We start from the raw sequence: 15,645 nt of genomic DNA, 5'->3' as shown, positions 1-15,645 counted from the left end.
ATTTATTATAGTCAGATTTCTTCAATAAAAAATGAGTTCAGTACCAGTTATAACTCAGTGTCTGAGTTAAAGAAAGCGATGGAAAGTAGATTCTCAAAGTTATTGAGAAAAGGTGTAACGATTGAACTAAATACAAAGGAACAGAATAATGTTACTTTTGATATTTTCTTCAATGGAATTCCTATTTTAGAAAAATGCTGTAATTTTATTTATCTAGGTGATGCTAGAGATGCAATCCATCGAATAGAACGGTATAAGATTCAAAACTTAGAGTCTGTAATTCATAATAAGAGATTGTATTACAAGGTGGCAATCAAAGATAAAGTATTAATGATTCTTAAGTATCCAGATATCGTATTTCAAGGATATACGACACCAAAGAGAAACTTTGAAGTAGTTACAGATGATCTCATTTCAAGAATCACAATGGAAATCGCAAAGATAATGGTAAAGATAGGAGATTTGGATGCAGGAGGGAGTTAATCAACTACGGATAAAAGTTGATCCAATGAAGTTGGATGGACGAGAGTATAAAGTGTTTTTTCCAAAAGGTTCTAGATATGAAGGTTATTATGTGATTTTGAATCTTTCAAAAGCGAAAGTAGATAAGGCAGAATTAAATAGTTTGATTATCGAAGATAAAAAGTATAGTAAATACACCATTACGAATGGTATCGAGGAACAAATCATTTCATTTGATGAATTGATCTATGTCATGTGTTTAGAGATTTTATCAGATTAGTTATAAGTGATTTAAAAAGTTTTGGGGCAATTTGCCCCAGGAAAGGATGATAAATGATGGAGAAAAAAAAGGAAATAGAGATGACAGAGGATGACTTCAAAGAATTATTGAAAACGATCAATGAAGAAGATGAAGAATCATCTCTACTAGAAGAAAATCCTGATGAGGAGATTTTATTCTATGTCAGAAAATAAAAAGTATGTTACGAAGACAAGAGAGCAGCTTGCGGAGTTCTATCTAAAATCATTAGAAGAAAACGTTATACCTTGGGAAAAGACGTGGCAAGGTTCACGACCAGAAAATCCTATTTCAAAAACAAGGTATAGAGGAATCAATTACCTACTACTGGAATACATTGCAACTAGAAGAGGATATGAAGACACCAGATGGGCTACATTTAATCAAATTGCTGATAAGGATAATAAATATCATCCTAATCAAAAATGGCACTTAAAAAAAGGTTCTGAAGGAGTGCCGGTAGAAATAGCCAAGATGATTAATCGTGAAACAAAACAAACTATTGATTTTGTGGAATATGCAAAGATTGTTGCTGATGATCCAAGTGAAGCACAGAATTATGCGGTGATGTTACGTACCTATACAGTATTTAACTACTCATGTATAGAAGGTGTACCTGAGCGTACAAAGCGAAGAGAACACACAGTATCTATGCCTGCTTTACAAGAGTTTTGTGATGAAGCTTTAAAAACAATGGGTGTTGAATTGAACCACTATGGTGATAGAGCATTCTATAGTGTGAAAGAGGACAAGATCGTATTACCTACAAAGGATTCATTTGAAACTATTGCGGATTATTATGCAACACGATTACATGAAACAGCACACTCTACCGGAGCAGAGAAGCGTTTGAATAGAGACTTGAGTGGAAGATTTGGTAGTGCTGAATATGCTGAAGAAGAACTGAGAGCAGAGATTGCATCATCTATTCTTTTTGCAGATCTACATATGCCAACGGAAGCTAAACTATTAGATAATCATAAAGCGTATATTCAGTCTTGGGTTGAGATATTAAAAAATGATCCAAAGATTCTTTTCCAAGCAATCAAAGATGCAGAAAAGATTAGTGATTATATCCAGGAGCAGGCACCAATCGCAAGAGAGAAAATACACCAAGAAAAGTTGCAAGAGGAGAATCAACAGGATCACTCCAAATACATCCAGGAGAAAATCAAGGATGATTTTTTAAATGAGAGAGTATCTGAGATGGAATATAGATGCCTAGATGAACATCAAGACTGGATTAATGATAAGTTTGATGCGTATAAGAAGGGCGATTCTGAAGAGGAAAAGAGTGCTACATATGAAACTTTACGAGATGCAATTCTAATCAATGCTGGCTTTAGATTAATACATGAAAACCAAGAAGTATTATCCAGTGATGCAAGTATTATGAATGAAGGCATCGTAGGGATGGGCTTTGAAGATGAAGGAATAAGTTTTTAATTAGAAAGAAGGAAAATAACATGAAGAATATTAGAAATAAAGTATCTGCAGCAATTACTACAGTATCTGTAACAGCATTGAACGTAATGACTACACATGCTGAAGGATTAACCTTTAATGAAGGAGCAGCTAAATCACTTGTAGAGACATTCTTTAAACCATTAACAAGTTTCCTATTATGGTTTGTACCTTTAGCGGCTTTAGCAGCAAGTATTTGGGTCTATATCAAATGGACAGGAAAAGATGAAGCTGAGCAAGAACAGAAACCATGGTCAAAATCTGTTGTAAAGATTGTTACAGGTGCAGTTGTTGTTGAAGCATTATCAGCAATCATGAAAGTTTTTGGACTTTAAGGAGTCTGGGACAATTTGCCCCAAGTTTTTAAAGAGAAAGGATGTGAGGAAATGAAACCAGGAGATATGCTGTTGGACATGATTAGAAATATGATCTGGTTCTTTTGCAAAGCTTCATTTGGTTTAATGGATCTGATATATGGAATTCTAAAAGAATTAATAGGATTGAATCTAGGAAACTTTGATTTTATTTGGAATTGGTGGACGGGATTACTTGTTTTAACAGGTTCCTTAATCATCATCCGATTTGTATTTTATTATTTACAGACAATAACGGATGAAGAAAAGATTCTAAAATTTAGTCCAACAGATGTATTTAAAAAGTTTGCTATTTTAGGAATTGTTATCTTACTCATGCCAGGCTTCTTTAAAGGAGTCTCTGGTATTTCAAGTGGATTAACAAAAAGCATAGGCACATTGATTACAGGTTTTGATGAGAATACAAAACCATCATCAATAATGGTTGCTGCAGGATATGATGGAAGTGATGTTTCTGAAGTTAAATTAGATACGATTGATATCAATAAACTGAATGCAACAAAAGATGCTTATCTAATTTATCCGTCTGCTTTTGATATTGTATTTGCTGGAGTCTCTGCTGGTGTGGCAGACTTTTTATTTGTGTTCATAGGAATACAAGTTGCACAGCGTATTATTAATCTTCTATTGAAGATATTGATTTCACCATGGGTATTTTCTGGAATGTTTGATCCAGACAATAATACCTTCTCGATATGGTGGAAATTATGCCTGGCTGATTTTTTAACCAATTTTTATCAGATGATGCTGGTGATTTTAGTATTGGCTGTAACACCAGCCGTTCCAATTTCTGCACTAGCAAAAGTAATCTTCTTTATCGGTGCCTTATCTGCTGTTATGAATGCACCTACTGGTATTGCACAATTACTAGGTGGAGATGTTGGTGTAGGTACTGCATTCCAACAGATGCAATCATTAGGTATGATTTCTTCTGCAATGAGCGGTATTGGTGGTATGGCTGCTGGAGCGGCTCTTACAATGGGTGCTAGTGCAATCTATGGAAGTGGACGTTTAGCAGGTGGAACTGGATTACTACATTCTGCTGGAGAAGCTTTAGGAGGTCTTACAGGAGGCTCTGGAGGTATCCTTGCAGGAATCGGAAATACAAACGGTTATGAAGGTGGTGGCACTAGTCCTTTGGGGCAAATTGCCCCAAGCCAGGTAACAGCAGGTGGAGTACCAGGATTAGATGACTCTAATATGCCACAAAGCAGTGTAAATCCATCCATGCTAAGTGGATTGGGTAGTGGAGAAGGTACACCTAGACGAATGACAAAAGACGGTAATTCTATTGCAAGAAGAATTGCGGACATGAATAGTAATAGTAGAATTGGACGTATGGTGAACCAGGCTGGATCAAGCCTATATCAGATGTCAGCAAATCGTTTATCTAGACCTGTTCAAACACGTACAAGAGGTGGAATGATTCAGAGTAGACAGTCTCATGTTGTTACTGCAGCAAGAGCAGCACATAGAATGTATGATGCGGCTAAAGGAGGTAGCAACGAATGAGATTTAATAGTCCAGCACCTTTTAAAAGCGGAAAATTGGTTTTAGGAAAATATAGGAAATTGGATCTAATGATACTTGCTGCAGGTATTATTAGTACTTTCTTTTTCATGTATGTTTATTTATCTGCACTGGAAGGAAGAAGTGCAGTTGTAATTGTGCTATTGGCACTTCCTGCAGGTATTGGTTATATGCTCATTCAACCTTATGGAATCTATCACAACTGGCTAGAGTATCTACATGTACTCTTTTTATTTAACCGTACAAGAAAAGTATGTGTAAGTGCTGGTGAATATCAAAATACTGGTGGAAGTTCAATAGATGAGGAAGTTAAGCCATGAATAAAATAAGAAAACTAACGAGCCTAGAAAAGAAACAAAAAGATAGGCTAATAAAAGCAAAGAAGGATACAAAAACTTTGCGAAAAAAAGTAAATACAACAATGGATTGGATGAATATCCGTGAAGTTGGCGAAGACTATATCATGCTGAAGGATGGTAATAAAGAAGCATGGATCAGAGGTATCAAAGTCAATCCGCATGATATTTTCTTAGATGACTACGAAGAGCAGGTTAGACATGTCGATGGACTGAGAATTTGTTTGAATAAGTTACGCTTTAAGATGTACTACAGTTTTGTATTAACAAAAGTTGATGTCCAATCATATATTGATCAGATTATTGAAGGACAGAGAATGGAAGACGATCGTATTATCCAGACACTGATGGATGGAGATATCGACAAATTAGACAGTTTCTGTGATGCATATAAAGAATTAAATTTCTTTATCATGATCCGTTCTAGCGATCCAAAAGAGTTGGATAAAAATTATTGGGAATTGTTTAATGAGTTTTCTGTTGCTGGCTTCCAGCCAAAAAAGCTGAATGAATTCGATTTTTATAACTACATTGCGTATGTCTTTGAAAATACCCCAGTGCCAGATTACTACTATTCCAGGGGAATATTCTCATATGAAAATGTCGAAATGGAATACAATGCGAATGATGATCAATATGAGTTGGTAGATAATACAAAACCATTATTAGATGCAAGGGATGCACCTATTGAAAATCTCATTCCAGAGATTAGTACGATCAGACAATCGAGAATGGCACCATTTTGTTTCTCATTAAAGCCAGATCATTACATGATAGGCGAGAAATATGTATCTAATATCTTGATAAAGCGATTACCACAGGGATACAGTCTTGGTATTCTTTGCGATTATGTAAATAATCCAAATATCAAGTTATTTATGACAACGGATACTGCAGATGAAAGTATTGCTAAAGGACTCAAGATGGAGTACCAGGAAAAGGAAAGAAAGTATTATCAAACAAGGGATCCACAAGTTAGACAACATCTGCAAAATGACCTAGCATCATTGAATGAGTACATTCAGGAAATCTTACGTGATACGGATAGAACACATAATGTCATTATGGTGTTATCTGTATATGCAGACGATCTGCAGAGTTTAAGAGGAATGGTGAAGGATATCAAACTACGTATGCGTAGCATAGGCTTTATGCTTGCAGATGCAAGATATTTAGAAGAAGCTGTTTTACGTATATCATGTCCTTTATTCTTTAAAGCAAAGTCTCCGTTCATCGTTGAACAGAACTTTGGCTTCTTGCTACCTTCTAGAGGAGTTGCAGGACTATGGCCATACGTTTTTGAAACATTGAAAGATCCAAAGGGGATGCTGTTAGGATGTGAGCTACAGAATAAGGGAATCATCATGTTTGATCCATTCTTCTATAACACGCATAAGAGTGAGGCTCGTTTAACACAACGCATCAATGGCAATATGATTGTTGTTGGTAAGTCTGGTTCAGGTAAGAGTACTACAATGGGACTGCTTATAAGAGACCTCATAAAGAGAAAAGTACGTATCGTTTGGATTGATCCAGAAAACAAGAATAGAAACCTTACCAAGAAATATGGTGGAACCTATGTTGCTTGGGGACAAAAAGGGAACATCATCAATATCTTTGATCTAAAGAAGATTACTTCAGAGGAAGATGATGAAGATGAGAAGATGTATGATACTGAAATTGCTATCTACAATGTCATTGAAGATATTAACCAGGTATTACAATTCTTATATCCAAATATTTCTGAAGATACTTTAACTTTCACTGGTGATATTACATTTAGAGCATATGCGAAAGTTGGTATTACTAGAGATGAGAATGGACAATTTGCAAGCTTTAAGGGACTTCGCTATGAAGATATGCCTACGTTTGAGACATTTAATGAATGCCTGGAAGAGAGGATCAAAGAATTAAAAGAAGATACTGCAGCTAGAGTTGAATTGGATCGCTTAATGGATTTAAGAATGAAGATGCAGCGTATCATGGTTGAATGGAGTGTTTACTTTGTTGGTCATACAACAGTTACATTTACAAATCCAGAAAGACAGATTATTGCATTTGGAACAAAAGCATTATTCAACGCATCTTCTAATCTGAGTGCAGCTTTGAATCACATTATGTTCAAGTTCTCCTGGGATCAATGTTTGGATAACAATGACCAGTCAGCTTTTATCATTGACGAGGCTCATACAATGATTCTACAAGGTTCTACAGCACCATTGATTGCTCAATTCTACAGACGTGCTAGAAAGTATAATTGCATGATGATTGTCGGTACACAGGAACCACGAGACTTCGCAGATGACAGTATCATCACGCATGGTAAAGCAATTTTTAATAACTCTACATATAAGATCGTCATGTACCTGGATAAAGATGCATGTAATGACGTATTGAAATTATGCAACTTCAATAGTAATGAAATTACTTATCTGCAGAATTTCCAATTAGGACAAGCAATCTTTATTTGCGGCAATAGAAGAATACCGATTCAAATCATCGCTACTGATCAAGAATTAAAGGAAATAGGGGTTGAGTAACCGCAATGAAGATGTCCTTTGAGAAGCTGTTTAAATGGGTTTGTACGGGCTTTCTTATTATGATGATAGGAATGGTACCTATAATGGCAATTGGCACCGTTCTGCAGCCTGTAGCGACTGCTACGAATGCAATCGTATCCTTCTTCAAAGGTCTGAATGGAAATGCAGATACTGAAGGTATAGAAGAAAGTGTAAAAGGCTGGATAAATAGTCCGGAATACCAAGGTATATCTAAGTATAAGCCTTCCGATTATCGCTCATATTATCTTGCACAGTCTGTCTCATTTTATTATTACAAGACAACAGGTGAATTTCTCGTAAGCGATGGCGATTATGCAGCGTATATGCAGATCTTCAAAGATGCAGATTCACAAGAGTGCTTGAAAGAAATTGAATCAAGATACGGTTTCAAAATGAGTGAAGATGAATCAACAAATGTAAAATCACTGGCAGTTGCGTTGATACCTGGAGGACAAAGAGGAATCAACGATCCAGTAGGTGAACCGGTTGAAAGGGCGATTGCATGGATGACAGAAATAGCCAATGATGATAGTCATGGTTATTCTCAGATAACCAGAAATGGCAATCCAAACTACGATTGTTCATCCTTGATCTGTTCAGCAATGAGATATGCAGGTGGATTTAATGTCCCAATTACTTCCACACATTCAATGCGATTGGTATTTACTAATGCAGGAAATTGGATATGGATTCCTAGATCTGAGTTAGGAGATATTTCTAATGAAGCTGTTATAAGCGGACGTTCTAATCTAAAAAGGGGAGATATCCTTTTAGATGAAACAGAACATACAGAAATCTACCTTGGAAATGGACTTGATCTAGGAGCGCATTGGGATTGGGATGGAGTTAATGGTGATTCATCGGGAAAGGAAATCTGCAGTGGATTGTATTGGGATTCAAATTGGGACGGTGTTTTACGTTATATAGGAAATTAAGTTTGGGGCAATTTACCCCAAGAACCTAAGTCAATGGAAAATTTTGTAAATTGTCTCAATAATCTTATTGACATCACTAAGTAAACTAAGTAAACTAAGTATATAAGGAGGATATATATGAAAACAGTTACTTGTTCATTTTCCATGGATAGAGAGGTCTACAATTTATACAAGAGCATAGTTTCTAAAAATGGTGAGAATGTGAAAGGGAACCTTGTGAGATACATGAAGAGTGTGATCGCACATGAAACACCTAACGCAGAAACTATAGAGGCGATTAATGAAGTGCAAAAAATGAAATCCGATTTCTCGATTGGAAAAACTTATGATACTGTTGATGAGATGATGAAGGGTATACTCGATGTATAAAATACGACCATCGGCAAAATTCCAAAAGGATTTGAAGAGAATACAGAAAAGAGGGTATGATATTACATTGCTAAAAGATGTTCTTAATCTTTTAGTCAATGGGAAAGCACTTCCTATAAAGTATAAAGATCATAATTTAAGTGGCAACTTTAAAGGATGCCGAGAGTGTCATATTACACCCGATTGGCTCTTGATTTATGAAATCTCAGAGAATGAACTAATTTTATATTTAACAAGAACAGGGACCCATAGCGATCTATTTTAATCAGTATCAAGCAGCACACTCAACCATTCAGGTCTTGTGTGCTGCTTTTAAAATGCTCTAACTACATGGATGCCTTCGCAGTTGATTCTGCTCAGGCTTCCTTTTTTAAAAGCAATCTGTTTTAGCAAACAGACTGCTGGATTAATTCTGATTTATCTTTCAACCCTTGGCACTCCGACCTTATCGCATAGACGAGATACAAAACAAGGATACGAGTTTCTTGCGAAACTCTATCAAGCAGCTTTGCTGTCCTTTGTTTTTTATCTCTTGACGTTACACATTGAAGAGCCTGATTTCATGGATTGACCCTTGTCATTTTTTTCATCCTATGACAGTAAACTGTCAAGGACTTCGCAAGCTCAAAAAATGCAAGGGCTACGCAAGTCAATCACATTTCATTGGCTTGGCTCTTCAATGTTTCACTTGTCTATGCTCTTGCGTAGTCGTGCCAAGGGTGGCGCTAGAAAGACACTACCGAAAGGTAGATGAGGAATTCCACATGAAACACTACTACAGATTTATTATCAACTATGATGAAGATGAAACACGTATCTTCATCAGTCCAAAGGAACTAAAGAAAGGTGCTGTTGCAGTTGTCCATTCTTATGGTGAGCAATTTGCAATTGCTACCGTCTTAGAACCAGTCAGTGAACTTGAAGCACTAACAGGTTATCAACGTAAATGTCTTGAAGATGTCATTTGCACAGTTGATGTTACAGAGTATCTTGTAAAGCAAAAAGCAATTTCTGAACGTTCTAAACTTGAAGAGTTGATGGATGAAAAGATGGCAGAGTTGAAGTATGAAGACCAACTCAAAAAGACTGCTGATAGAAGTGCAGACTTCAAAGTATTGTATGAGGCTTATCTCAAAACATTGTCACCTGTTACAGATGATGTACAGGAAACTTTAGATGGTGAATAGTTGTTGGATGTGGGAAGAGCAATCTTCCCACAACAACATCAGATGAAAAGGAGAACATATGAATTACTTGGTTATGAAAGCACTCTTTCAACTAATGATTGATAAGAGCCATCGTGAATTTATCAAAGCAATTATTTCAATCGAAACAGATGTAGAAGATGAAGACCAATTGAACAGGTTATATGACTTCTACATGGAAGATGATGATATGTCGTTATTAAATTATGCTTTAGTGGAGTAATGGCTTTGGGGCAATTTGCCCCAAAGACTGCCGGCTCCACCCACCCAAGATAATTTCCTTGGCTGACGTTACGCACGGCAGTAAAAGCGTAGCAACACTTCACAAAAAATTTACCAAAAATATTCTTGGTAAAAGTTTTTTGTTCGTGTTTATATTGGTTCACCACTTCGTATCTCATATAAATGGATACTCGTGGTTTTCAATCTATGATTCCAGCCAAAATCGCAAAAAACGCTCTATTTGTCTGGAAAGCGAGATAAGGAATTTCGTATTACGAAATTCGGTGTAATGCAATTGCTCAACGAGCAATTCGCCTATTTTAAAGGCTTTTCGAGCGTATACAATTCGTAGACGTTGTATACGGTTTTTTTGAAACGTATTACGTTTGTATACGTTTTTTTCGTTGTATTTTATTCATTTTCGATTTGTTTTTTCGCTTAAAACTACTCGAATGAATTTAAAAAAATAAATAAATTTTAGAAAGGAATAATTAAAGAATGGCTAAAGATGTTTTATCTTTTCGCATGAGTGAAGATATAAAAACGCAATTAAAATTATTAGAAACTATGGAACTCAGTAAGGCATCCTCTGAAAATAGAAGACCATTATCTAGAACAGAAATTATTGAGCAAGCGATCAGAAATTATTATGTTTATCAAACGGATGGAGTAAAAAATCATCCACAAACGCAAGCAATGAGAGCAATCATTGATGAGATTTTTCAAAAGTATATGAGTCAATTGAGTGATGATATTGGAAAGGAATGGTATGACATTCGGTTACTTCTTTTGTATGTACAAGTGATTTCTAGAACATTAAATTTCCAAGAACAGCCGCCAGAGTTTGCATTGAAATTTATCAACGGACGATATGATTTTGAAGATGAAATTGAAATGAAAGTTAATCGTGATCTAAAAGATTCTAGAATAGTTTCATTAATAAAATCTATCCAAGATATGCAAAAAGATATGAAGAAGAAAGAAGAAAATAATCAAAACGATTAGGAGAATGGAGAATAAGAAGATGATGAATAAGAATTTACTATTGAAAGAAATTTTAAAAAGAGAGAAGAAACTTAAAGAGTTCCAAGTAAAAATTGATGCATTAATTGAAGAAAAAAACAAAGTACAATTTGAACTCCTTGAATTAGAAAAGGTTCAAAAAAAATTAGAGGCGCTTGAAGCTGATACTCAAAAAAAGAAAGCACAAATTGAAGAAAGCTTTCAAAAATTATTAGAAAAACAAGAAGAAAAAATAGAAGAGAGACCAAAGGAATAAATGCCTGTAGAGATAGATAAGATTAGATTTTTTGAACTAGGAATGAAGGCTCCGAAGAATTCTAGATTTAAAGGAATTATTACGCAGGATACAGTATTTGGTAGAAAAGGATGGTTGGACTATACTGGACGTGAAGAGGCAACACAACCTGACAAGGAGTTTTATGAAGATGGAAATGGATTCATAGGATACACGTTACGTGAGGAAGCTGCCGAAGGTTTGACCATGACGTCAAACGGTACATATACAGCCGAAAGTATTCATGAGTTCAAAAATATCTGTAGAGAATCCTTCAAGGATAAAGGTGATATTGTGTGGGATATGGTTGTGGCATTACCGACATATGATTATGCAGAAAGTTGTGGACTTAGAACACAACATGATTATGCTGGGCTTGTTTCAAAAGTATTGCCACAGTTTTTTAAGAAAGTTGGTTTAGATCCACAGAACATGTTATGGTGGGAAAACTATCATAAAAATACAGAGCATCCACACATGCATATTTGTTTTTTAGAGAAGAATAAAACTCGTTCAAGAGGGAAAGTTACTTTAAAACAATTAAAAAGTTTGAAGGCAATTATCATAAAAGAATTATCTTTGAGAGAAGATTTTTTTAGAGATACAGCAATAAAGCCTGAACAATTTTTTAAAAATAAAGATGCCGAGATTAAAGAGATGATACGTGCATCAAAGAACTATGACTTCAGTAAAATCAAAACTGTAACAGACCTCGCATTAGTTTTACCTAGATACGGACGTATGCAATATGGTTCTTATCAGATGATGCCATATAGAGAGAAGTTGGATGAGATTGCAGAGGAATTTCTAAACTCAGATGCACTCAAAGAGATGTATAAAAGTTTCTTAGAAAAACTAGATACTCTTTCAAAAACAATGGATACAGCTGCAGGTACAGATATAGCAACCATTAAAGATACAGAAATCAAAAAACTACATAAACAAATCGGAAACATTATTTTGGATCAGATCAAAGACATGCGAGCTGCCAATTATAAGAGTTCAAGATTAGATAAGCCATTTGTAGAAAGACAATTTGAAAAGACAGAAGTACCTTTATTAGAAAAGAACAGTAATAATCCAGAATGGAAAGAGTACCTGGAAGTGAAGAGGCAATTAGAAAATGGCAATTCAAAAGGTGAAAAGGTGAATCATTCCTTTCTGCATGGATGCATAGAAACACTTGAAGGACTAGTAAATAAAATTACAGATTCTAAATTAAATGCTCTCATTTCACATAGATTAGCAAAAATGTATTTCTATGGTGAAGGTGGTATCACTGATCCACTGAAGACAGTCAAATATGCAAAGCAAGCCATCAAGAATGGATACACAAAAGATTATGTTCTCCTGGCAAAGGCACAGTTCAAACTGGATAGGGTATCTGAAGGAATGGATACATTGTATGTTGGAATGACACATGGAGATCCGCTTGCTACATACTCATATGGAATTCATGAAGTAAAAGGGGACATGTGTAATAAGAACAAGATAGATGGCTTTAGATGTATTAAAGTGGCTGCAGAGATGGGTTGCCTTCCTGCTATCAACTACTTGAAGACACATGATAAGACTGGATTTAAAGAGACCGTGGAGAAGAATCTTGGGGTAAAGATTAAGAAGCCTGTTATTTCTTCAGGAAAGCAGATGAGTGAAGCTGCTAAGTATATGTATAACTCTTCTCAACTTAGCGTAGCGACAGGGCTAATCAACCGAGAGATTGAAGCGTATCTGAATAATGATAAAGAGTTAGAAACGGAGTGGTAAGCAATGGGAAAGATTATTAGATTTTTATTTCTATCCATCACTGCAGCGATAGGAATACTCTTTTTAGCAATCCAGGTAATTCACTTAGGAGTTACCCATGATCCACAAGTATCTTTTGATTATAGGTTCCTTCTTCTTGGTGAAGATTATGTATTGCTGAAGGTAGTAGGAGCATTGATTGGACTAATGACCTTCCAGATCTTTTATGCTACCTTCTTTGGAAGAAGCGGACATGGAGCAAAAGGAAAACATAAACGAGCATTGACGAGCCAGGAGAAGAAACAGTTTTCTGATGTTGCTAATTGGTGGGAGATAAAAAGAAATAGTCAGAGACTTGAATATGATAAGACAGGGCATCTAAAAACAAGATCTATATTGATTTGGTTGGATCATGTGCTAGACCCGTTTAGAAGATTCTGGAATGAATGTTGTACGATTCTAAAGGTTTCTGATAAGCACCGTAAAAACACAATCCGGACTTATGAAATAGCAGGTAAAAAAACGAATTTTAGAGGTGGTATTCCGTTAGCTGTTAAATGGAACAGGCTCTATGTTGATGCAGGCGATAATCACGCAATTATCAATGCTTCATCCAATGCTGGTAAGACTGTTTCTTTTGTGAATCCAATGATTGATGCCTTACGTATGACAGGGGAATCCATGATTATTAACGATCCAAAGGGAGAGTTGCTGTATGAACATAAAGAACAATTACTTTCAGATGGATATGATGTAAGGGTAATTAATTATATCCACCCAGAGGAAGGAGATAGATATTCTCCATTAAGTATTGTTATTGATTCATATCGAAAGGCAGAGAAAGAATACCTAGAGAGCAAGGAAGAATACACTGCAAAAATCACAGAATACCTGGATAAAATAAACGCTGCTGAAGGGCTACAAAAACAAAGGCTAGAGAATGAATTGTTAGAGTATATGAAGTACTACGCACCAGAATTTGACTATTCTAAAGCAGCTATGTTTTTAAGGGAGCTTGCAGATCAGTTCTTTTATGATCCAAAGGCACACAATGAAGCACATTTTAATGATCAGGCTTCTAGTTTATTCCAGGGAATCGTATTTCTACTATTAGAGGAAAAGTCCTATAATCCAGAAAGTAAGAAAAGAGAACCTGTTCCGGATGAGGAAATCAATTTCAAGTCCGTAATGGAAACATATAGATCAGGAATGGAAACAGTATTGGTTAAAGCAGGTGCAACCGTTATGAAAGTACCAAAATTGAAATTCTTGTTAGAGAGAAAGCGTAAGAAGACAGATGAATCCTATAAGAAATTAATGGCATTCTTGAGTACTGGAGATAAGGAAAGAGGTTCTATTGTTACTTCATTTGAAAATAAGATGAAGGACGTTACCTTGAATGAAACTGTCTTACGAATGATGGCAAAATCAGATTTTGATGTTGCGGACATTGGAAGAAAGAAGACAGCACTATTTATAGTCGTTCATGGTGAAAAGGACACATATTATAGATTGGTATCCTTGATCATTAATCAGACCTTCCAATTACTGATGCAATTAACTGAAGAGCAACAAAAAAAGACTGGTAAAAAAAGACTGCCAGTACCGTGTAATTTGATTTTTGATGAATTTGGAAACTTTCCAGCACTTAAGAATATTAAAGGTATTTTGACTTTTAGCCGTTCTGCAGGATTTAGATCATTCATGGTAGTCCAGGATTTACATCAGTTCTCTGAGATATATGGAAGAGATGTTGAATCAATCATCGAAAATAACTCAGCTAACTTTATTTATCTATATGGTAAGGATATGGATACGATCAAGCGTATTTCAGCTATGAGTGGTAAGAAGCTTGTGTGGAAATCTGATAAAGGTTCTTATGAGGAGGCTCCAGTTATTTCTACGGATCAATTACAACAATTATCGATGGGTGATGCAGTTATTATCAGTGCAAGAAAGAAGGCATATATCTTCAGAATGCGTAATTATAAGAAGTATTCCTTCTACAAGAATAAGAAGAAGTATGTTCCTGGAGAAACAAGAAGATTACGTAATGTGAGAGTGTATAACGTTCAAGAGCATTATGATGCAGACCAAAAGATTAATGATGCGTTAGATAGTAAGAAAGACCTGCTGTCTGGTGATCCTCAGTTATCTGCAGAGTTAAAAACAGGTGTTGAACAACTACAGGAGAAACAATCATTGATTCCAACTGCAGGATTTGGATTAGGTGCTGCAAAATAAGGAGAAGTCATAATGAATACAATAAAGTTTGTAGAAGAAGTACGCTTAAAAGAAGCGTTTTGGGATAAATATAAATACAGAACAAACATTCTAGCTAGTCAATTTGAGAGTGTTGCGAGACATGGTGGTGTAGATCTGCTTACTGCAGAGTTGGTAGAAAACAAAACAACAAAGGAAACAGCAATCCAATTTGTATCCTTTGAGTTCAAACTGGATGATATTAAGAAGGCTATAGCACAAGCTGAAGAGAATAGCCGTTTCTGTCATAAGTCATTTATAGTGATTCCATTAGAAAAAGAAAAGGTAATCAATGATAGATACAAAGATTACCTGAAGAAAGCAAAGTATATTGGAGTAATGGGAGTTGCGACAGATGGTAGATGGACGATTATACATAAGCCTTGGACTCATAAAGATGAAGAGCTAGTGTACAACCAGGTATTATTAAAGATGCTGGTAAATAGTAATAAGACAGTTGTTTAATAGAATCTCATGCATGGTTCAAAGAAAGCGTTTTTTTATAAGAGCGCAGCAATATCAGAACTATTAAATACCAAAGTACTAACTATACATATTTGGATT

General features: G+C 35.6%; 18 protein-coding genes. All 18 read left to right on the top strand.

Translation table 11 applies throughout. The annotated features are described in order from the left end of the window. Positions 1-483 (top strand): hypothetical protein (locus tag RYK16_RS08030; RefSeq protein WP_314851737.1); only part of this gene is annotated, 483 nt, incomplete at its 5' end. Beyond that, positions 467-742 carry a hypothetical protein gene (locus RYK16_RS08025; protein WP_314851735.1) on the top strand — a complete coding sequence of 92 codons (276 nt, stop codon included), beginning with the start codon at positions 467-469 and terminating at the stop codon, positions 740-742. The genes RYK16_RS08030 and RYK16_RS08025, both read left to right, overlap by 17 nt. Before the next feature lie 56 nt (positions 743-798). Further along, the gene (locus RYK16_RS08020; RefSeq protein ID WP_314851734.1) at positions 799-936 is read left to right on the top strand and encodes a hypothetical protein; all 138 of its coding nucleotides are present in this window, start codon (positions 799-801) and stop codon (positions 934-936) included. Then, positions 923-2,206 carry a zincin-like metallopeptidase domain-containing protein gene (locus tag RYK16_RS08015; RefSeq protein ID WP_314851732.1) on the top strand — a complete coding sequence of 428 codons (1,284 nt, stop codon included), beginning with the start codon at positions 923-925 and terminating at the stop codon, positions 2,204-2,206. Before RYK16_RS08020 ends, RYK16_RS08015 begins: the two co-directional genes overlap by 14 nt. 20 nt (positions 2,207-2,226) lie before the next feature. Further along, the gene (locus RYK16_RS08010; protein WP_314851731.1) at positions 2,227-2,559 is read left to right on the top strand and encodes a hypothetical protein; all 333 of its coding nucleotides are present in this window, start codon (positions 2,227-2,229) and stop codon (positions 2,557-2,559) included. Positions 2,560-2,637: 78 nt separating this feature from the next. After that, complete coding sequence (locus RYK16_RS08005; protein ID WP_314851730.1) at positions 2,638-4,110, top strand: hypothetical protein; 1,473 nt, start codon at positions 2,638-2,640, stop codon at positions 4,108-4,110. Continuing rightward, positions 4,107-4,448 carry a hypothetical protein gene (locus tag RYK16_RS08000; protein ID WP_314851729.1) on the top strand — a complete coding sequence of 114 codons (342 nt, stop codon included), beginning with the start codon at positions 4,107-4,109 and terminating at the stop codon, positions 4,446-4,448. Before RYK16_RS08005 ends, RYK16_RS08000 begins: the two co-directional genes overlap by 4 nt. Further along, positions 4,445-7,024, top strand: coding sequence for a helicase HerA domain-containing protein (locus RYK16_RS07995; protein ID WP_314851728.1), 2,580 nt, complete (start codon positions 4,445-4,447; stop codon positions 7,022-7,024). Before RYK16_RS08000 ends, RYK16_RS07995 begins: the two co-directional genes overlap by 4 nt. 83 nt (positions 7,025-7,107) lie before the next feature. Continuing rightward, on the top strand, positions 7,108-7,980 hold the full coding sequence (locus tag RYK16_RS07990) for a peptidoglycan amidohydrolase family protein (RefSeq protein ID WP_314851727.1): 873 nt from the start codon (positions 7,108-7,110) through the stop codon (positions 7,978-7,980). A gap of 117 nt (positions 7,981-8,097) precedes the next feature. Next, a complete protein-coding gene (locus RYK16_RS07985; RefSeq protein ID WP_314851726.1) occupies positions 8,098-8,349 on the top strand; it encodes a hypothetical protein in 252 nt (83 codons plus the stop codon). Next, positions 8,342-8,614: a type II toxin-antitoxin system YafQ family toxin gene (locus RYK16_RS07980; RefSeq protein WP_314851725.1), complete on the top strand. Its 273-nt coding sequence runs from the start codon at positions 8,342-8,344 to the stop codon at positions 8,612-8,614. Before RYK16_RS07985 ends, RYK16_RS07980 begins: the two co-directional genes overlap by 8 nt. 499 nt (positions 8,615-9,113) lie before the next feature. Further along, the gene (locus RYK16_RS07975) at positions 9,114-9,536 is read left to right on the top strand and encodes a hypothetical protein (protein ID WP_298665271.1); all 423 of its coding nucleotides are present in this window, start codon (positions 9,114-9,116) and stop codon (positions 9,534-9,536) included. A 58-nt stretch (positions 9,537-9,594) separates the two neighbouring features. Further along, the gene (locus tag RYK16_RS07970) at positions 9,595-9,777 is read left to right on the top strand and encodes a hypothetical protein (RefSeq protein ID WP_314851724.1); all 183 of its coding nucleotides are present in this window, start codon (positions 9,595-9,597) and stop codon (positions 9,775-9,777) included. Between the two features lie 497 nt (positions 9,778-10,274). Continuing rightward, positions 10,275-10,781 carry a hypothetical protein gene (locus RYK16_RS07965; protein WP_314851722.1) on the top strand — a complete coding sequence of 169 codons (507 nt, stop codon included), beginning with the start codon at positions 10,275-10,277 and terminating at the stop codon, positions 10,779-10,781. Between the two features lie 19 nt (positions 10,782-10,800). Then, on the top strand, positions 10,801-11,055 hold the full coding sequence (locus RYK16_RS07960) for a hypothetical protein (protein WP_314851721.1): 255 nt from the start codon (positions 10,801-10,803) through the stop codon (positions 11,053-11,055). Further along, positions 11,056-12,840: a relaxase MobL gene (mobL, locus tag RYK16_RS07955; protein WP_314851720.1), complete on the top strand. Its 1,785-nt coding sequence runs from the start codon at positions 11,056-11,058 to the stop codon at positions 12,838-12,840. A gap of 3 nt (positions 12,841-12,843) precedes the next feature. After that, a complete protein-coding gene (locus tag RYK16_RS07950; protein WP_314851719.1) occupies positions 12,844-15,063 on the top strand; it encodes a type IV secretory system conjugative DNA transfer family protein in 2,220 nt (739 codons plus the stop codon). 12 nt (positions 15,064-15,075) lie between these two features. Then, positions 15,076-15,546, top strand: coding sequence for a hypothetical protein (locus RYK16_RS07945; protein ID WP_314851718.1), 471 nt, complete (start codon positions 15,076-15,078; stop codon positions 15,544-15,546). The last annotated feature ends 99 nt before the right edge of the window (positions 15,547-15,645 follow it).

Source organism: uncultured Solobacterium sp., from assembly GCF_963550625.1.
Lineage (GTDB): Bacteria > Bacillota_I > Bacilli_A > Erysipelotrichales > Erysipelotrichaceae > Bulleidia.
This window is presented reverse-complemented; position numbering and strand designations above follow the sequence as displayed.